Source organism: Chryseobacterium defluvii (assembly GCF_014204415.1).
GTDB classification, from domain to species: Bacteria; Bacteroidota; Bacteroidia; order Flavobacteriales; family Weeksellaceae; genus Chryseobacterium; species Chryseobacterium defluvii_A.
Genome location: NZ_JACHLE010000012.1, coordinates 1 through 5,811 on the forward strand (window position 1 = coordinate 1; position 5,811 = coordinate 5,811).

Here is a 5,811-nt window from a genome sequence, read left to right on the forward strand (position 1 = left end):
TTATGTTAAATAGATTTGTTTTGTGTGTAGATAAGTTTGTATTTTTGCGGGACCTAAAACCGGGAGGTATTAGGCAGCGCAGGAGGGCTTTTAATTAAGGGCATTAATTTAAGGAACACTTTTAAAAAGAGAAAAAAGTATCGTCACATTTATTATTTAAAAATAAACTAGATAAAAGTTGTGAGAGATGAAATTTTTAGTATCTTTGCAGTCCCTAATAAAAGGGGGCGCAGGAGTGAGGGTTAAGTGTTGTGATAGAGATTAGGGTTAAAGAGAAAAAACTTTAAATTTTCTTTAGAAACATTTGGCTGGTAAGAAATAAATTATTACTTTTGCACACGCAAATCGGGGGATCGAAAACGACAGAGAGTAGATCCTGATTAAAGCGGAAGCGATGAAGATCATTGACATAAAATATAACAACCAAGTAAGGAAAAACTAAAGCGTTAAAAAACTTTGAGTGAGTCAGACAAACATACAATGGAGAGTTTGATCCTGGCTCAGGATGAACGCTAGCGGGAGGCCTAACACATGCAAGCCGAGCGGTAGATTGTCTTCGGACAATTGAGAGCGGCGTACGGGTGCGGAACACGTGTGCAACCTGCCTTTATCAGGGGGATAGCCTTTCGAAAGGAAGATTAATACCCCATAATATATGTCAAGGCATCTTGATATATTGAAAACTACGGTGGATAAAGATGGGCACGCGCAAGATTAGATAGTTGGTGAGGTAACGGCTCACCAAGTCAATGATCTTTAGGGGGCCTGAGAGGGTGATCCCCCACACTGGTACTGAGACACGGACCAGACTCCTACGGGAGGCAGCAGTGAGGAATATTGGACAATGGGTGGAAGCCTGATCCAGCCATCCCGCGTGAAGGATGACGGCCCTATGGGTTGTAAACTTCTTTTGTACAGGGATAAACCTATTTACGTGTAAATAGCTGAAGGTACTGTACGAATAAGCACCGGCTAACTCCGTGCCAGCAGCCGCGGTAATACGGAGGGTGCAAGCGTTATCCGGATTTATTGGGTTTAAAGGGTCCGTAGGCGGATCAGTAAGTCAGTGGTGAAATCTCATAGCTTAACTATGAAACTGCCATTGATACTGCTGGTCTTGAGTAAGGTAGAAGTAGCTGGAATAAGTAGTGTAGCGGTGAAATGCATAGATATTACTTAGAACACCAATTGCGAAGGCAGGTTACTATGTCTTAACTGACGCTGATGGACGAAAGCGTGGGGAGCGAACAGGATTAGATACCCTGGTAGTCCACGCTGTAAACGATGCTAACTCGTTTTTGGGTTTTCGGATTCAGAGACTAAGCGAAAGTGATAAGTTAGCCACCTGGGGAGTACGAACGCAAGTTTGAAACTCAAAGGAATTGACGGGGGCCCGCACAAGCGGTGGATTATGTGGTTTAATTCGATGATACGCGAGGAACCTTACCAAGGCTTAAATGGGAATTGATCGGTTTAGAAATAGACCTTCCTTCGGGCAATTTTCAAGGTGCTGCATGGTTGTCGTCAGCTCGTGCCGTGAGGTGTTAGGTTAAGTCCTGCAACGAGCGCAACCCCTGTCACTAGTTGCCATCATTAAGTTGGGGACTCTAGTGAGACTGCCTACGCAAGTAGAGAGGAAGGTGGGGATGACGTCAAATCATCACGGCCCTTACGCCTTGGGCCACACACGTAATACAATGGCCGGTACAGAGGGCAGCTACACAGCGATGTGATGCGAATCTCGAAAGCCGGTCTCAGTTCGGATTGGAGTCTGCAACTCGACTCTATGAAGCTGGAATCGCTAGTAATCGCGCATCAGCCATGGCGCGGTGAATACGTTCCCGGGCCTTGTACACACCGCCCGTCAAGCCATGGAAGTCTGGGGTACCTGAAGTCGGTGACCGTAAAAGGAGCTGCCTAGGGTAAAACAGGTAACTAGGGCTAAGTCGTAACAAGGTAGCCGTACCGGAAGGTGCGGCTGGAACATCTCATTTTAGAGCGTCTTTCGGGACGATAAACAAAATTAGTATCGTAAGATACGTACTTACTTAAAGTTTAAGCTTTAGTTTTTTATTTGGTTGCTATATAAAAATACAAACCCACTAGAAATTAGTAAAGGGAAGAGGCAAGAGAAAAGAACAAAGATGAAAGACAGAAGTTGATAAGGTCTTTATTCTATATTCTTTGCTCTCAAAGTCTAAAAGACAGTCTCGTAGCTCAGCTGGTTAGAGCGCTACACTGATAATGTAGAGGTCGGCAGTTCGAGCCTGCCCGAGACTACTAATAAAGTTGAGAGTTAAGAGTTATAGGTTGAGAGTTAAAACGATCAACTGATAACCGACAACCGACAACTACTAGAGGGGGAATTAGCTCAGCTGGCTAGAGCGCCTGCCTTGCACGCAGGAGGTCAAGGGTTCGACTCCCTTATTCTCCACAGTTTTGGAGGTTTAGTTTAAAAGTTACGATTGGAGCCAAAAACAACAATTGTTTACTAAGCCAAAAAAAAGATATTAAGCTCATTGACATTAACGGTAAAGACATCACAAAGAGAAAACCGAGCACTTATAAGTGCTTGAGTAACCTAAAAATAGGAAAGAAATCGTTAAGGGCGTATGGCGGATGCCTAGGCTTTCAGAGGCGACGAAGGACGTGGTAAGCTGCGAAAAGCTACGGGGATTGGCACACACGAATTGATCCGTAGATATCCGAATGGGGCAACCCAATACATTGAAGATGTATTACCTCGTAAGAGGAGCAAACCAGGAGAACTGAAACATCTAAGTACCCTGAGGAAAAGAAATCGAAGAGATTCCGTAAGTAGTGGCGAGCGAAAGCGGATTAGCCCAAAAGTCTTTATATGTTTAATAGAATGTACTGGAAAGTGCAGCCATAGAGGGTGAAAGCCCCGTATATGAAAGGCATATTAAGATGATAAATGAGTAGGGCGGGACACGTGAAATCCTGTCTGAATATGGGGGGACCATCCTCCAAGGCTAAATACTCCTGAAAGACCGATAGTGAACAAGTACTGTGAAGGAAAGGTGAAAAGCACTTCGAATAGAAGGGTGAAATAGAACCTGAAACCGTACGCCTACAAGCGGTCGGAGCCCACAAGTTGGGTGACGGCGTGCCTTTTGCATAATGAGCCTACGAGTTAATTTTACTAGCGAGGTTAAGGTATTAAGTACCGGAGCCGGAGCGAAAGCGAGTCTGAATAGGGCGCATAGTTAGTAGGATTAGACGCGAAACCTTGTGATCTACCCATGGGCAGGTTGAAGCTCTGGTAACACAGAGTGGAGGACCGAACCGGTTGACGTTGAAAAGTCTTCGGATGACCTGTGGGTAGGGGTGAAAGGCCAATCAAACTGGGAGATAGCTCGTACTCTCCGAAATGCATTTAGGTGCAGCGTCGCAAATGAGTTTATTAGAGGTAGAGCTACTGATTGGATGCGGGGGTTTCACCGCCTACCAATTCCTGACAAACTCCGAATGCTAATAAATGTTCTGCGGCAGTGAGGGCATGGGTGCTAAGGTCCATGTCCGAGAGGGAAAGAACCCAGACCAACAGCTAAGGTCCCCAAATATATGCTAAGTTGAAGCAACGCGGTTGAACTGCATTGACAGCTAGGATGTTGGCTTGGAAGCAGCCATTCATTTAAAGAGTGCGTAACAGCTCACTAGTCGAGCGGTTCGGCATGGATAATAATCGGGCATAAGCATATTACCGAAGCTATGGATTTATAATTAATTATATCTGGTAGGAGAGCATTCTATCGGCGTAGAAGCAGTATCGTGAGGTATTGTGGAGCTTATAGAAAAGAAAATGTAGGCATAAGTAACGATAAAGGGGGCGAGAAACCCCCTCACCGAAAGACTAAGGTTTCCTCAGCCATGCTAATCAGCTGAGGGTTAGTCGGGACCTAACGCGAACCCGAAAGGGGTAGTGGATGGACAATGGGTTAATATTCCCATACTTGCTCACACTAAAAAGGGGACGGTTCGACGTAGCTATTGAAGACGGACGGAAGTGTCAAGGCCTAGCCTTCGGGCGAAGCTGTTATAGTGAAATCGGATCCAAGAAAAGCCGAAGTGAAGCAACCCGTACCAAAACCGACACAGGTGGTCGAGGAGAGAATCCTAAGGTGCTCGAGTGAGTCGTGGCTAAGGAACTAGGCAAAATAGTCTCGTAACTTCGGAAGAAGAGACGCCAGCAGCAATGCTGGCCGCAGTGAAGAGGCCCAGGCGACTGTTTATCAAAAACACAGGACTCTGCTAAATCGAAAGATGCTGTATAGGGTCTGACACCTGCCCGGTGCTGGAAGGTTAAGGAAGGTGCTTAGGGTTAAACCGAAGGCATTAACTGAAGCCCCAGTAAACGGCGGCCGTAACTATAACGGTCCTAAGGTAGCGAAATTCCTTGTCGGGTAAGTTCCGACCTGCACGAATGGTGTAACGATCTGGGCACTGTCTCAGCCACGAGCTCGGTGAAATTGTAGTATCGGTGAAGATGCCGATTACCCGCAATGGGACGAAAAGACCCTGTGAACCTTTACTATAACTTCGTATTGACTTTGAGTAAGTAATGTGTAGGATAGGTGGGAGGCTTTGAAGCGTGTACGCTAGTATGCGTGGAGCCAACGTTGAAATACCACCCTTTACTTACTTGGAGCCTAACTTCTTTTAGAAGGACATTGCGTGGTGGGTAGTTTGACTGGGGTGGTCGCCTCCAAAAGAGTAACGGAGGCTTTCAAAGGTACCCTCAGCACGCTTGGTAACCGTGCGTAGAGTGTAATGGCATAAGGGTGCTTGACTGTGAGACCTACAAGTCGATCAGGTGCGAAAGCAGGACATAGTGATCCGGTGGTTCCGTATGGAAGGGCCATCGCTCATAGGATAAAAGGTACTCCGGGGATAACAGGCTAGTCTCCCCCAAGAGCTCACATCGACGGGGAGGTTCGGCACCTCGATGTCGGCTCGTCACATCCTGGGGCTGGAGAAGGTCCCAAGGGTTGGGCTGTTCGCCCATTAAAGTGGCACGCGAGCTGGGTTCAGAACGTCGTGAGACAGTTCGGTCTCTATCTATTGCGGGCGTTAGATGTTTGAGAGGACTTGATTCTAGTACGAGAGGACCGAATTGAACAAACCTCTGGTGTATCAGTTGTACCGCCAGGTGCACCGCTGAGTAGCTATGTTTGGAAGAGATAAGCACTGAAAGCATATAAGTGCGAAACTCGCCTCAAGATGAGACATCTTTTAAGGGTCGTTGGAGATGACAACGTTGATAGGCTACAGGTGTAAAGTTGGTAACAGCATAGCCGAGTAGTACTAATTACCCGTAGATTTATAGCCTATTGGTTATTATACACAAGCCTTATAAGTGCGACCAAGGTTTTGTCTTTGTGAAGGTTTTTATCGATTAAAACAGATGTCAGATATAAGACATCAGATACCAGACAATAACAGTCTGAAATCTGAAATCTCCCCTCTGATATCTTATATACAGCCTTTAGGGTGGTTTTAGCGGTGGGGCTCACCTGTTCCCATTCCGAACACAGAAGTTAAGCCCACCAGCGCCGATGGTACTGCGAATAGCGGGAGAGTAGGTCGCCGCCAGTTTTTATTTAAAGCTCCTCATACCTAGTGTGTGAGGAGCTTTTTTTATGTCTAAGAAGTCTCATACTGAAAGGGTATGAGGCTTTTTTGTTTTGTATCATATCAATCCATCCCATCCTCTTCTCTTCTCTTCTCTTCTATTATTCTTAAGTTGATGATCGAAATTGATGAAAAGAAAATTTAAAAATTGAACAAAAA

Annotated in this window: 2 tRNA genes and 3 rRNA genes; all 5 read left to right on the forward strand. The window is 45.8% G+C overall.

Annotation, left to right across the window (positions count from 1 at the left end):
* The first annotated feature begins 477 nt into the window (after positions 1 to 477).
* The 5 genes from HNP38_RS17840 (at position 478) to rrf (ending at position 5,616) form a co-directional block, all read left to right on the forward strand.
* Positions 478 to 1,994 (forward strand): 16S ribosomal RNA (locus tag HNP38_RS17840).
* 212 nt (positions 1,995 to 2,206) lie between these two features.
* Positions 2,207 to 2,280, forward strand: a tRNA-Ile gene (locus tag HNP38_RS17845).
* Positions 2,281 to 2,360: 80 nt separating this feature from the next.
* Positions 2,361 to 2,434: transfer RNA gene (locus HNP38_RS17850), tRNA-Ala, on the forward strand.
* 158 nt (positions 2,435 to 2,592) lie between these two features.
* A 23S ribosomal RNA gene (locus HNP38_RS17855) occupies positions 2,593 to 5,349 on the forward strand.
* Positions 5,350 to 5,507: 158 nt separating this feature from the next.
* Positions 5,508 to 5,616, forward strand: a 5S ribosomal RNA gene (rrf, locus tag HNP38_RS17860).
* Together the 16S, 23S and 5S rRNA genes with 2 tRNA genes alongside form the textbook arrangement of a ribosomal RNA operon.
* Positions 5,617 to 5,811 lie beyond the last annotated feature (195 nt).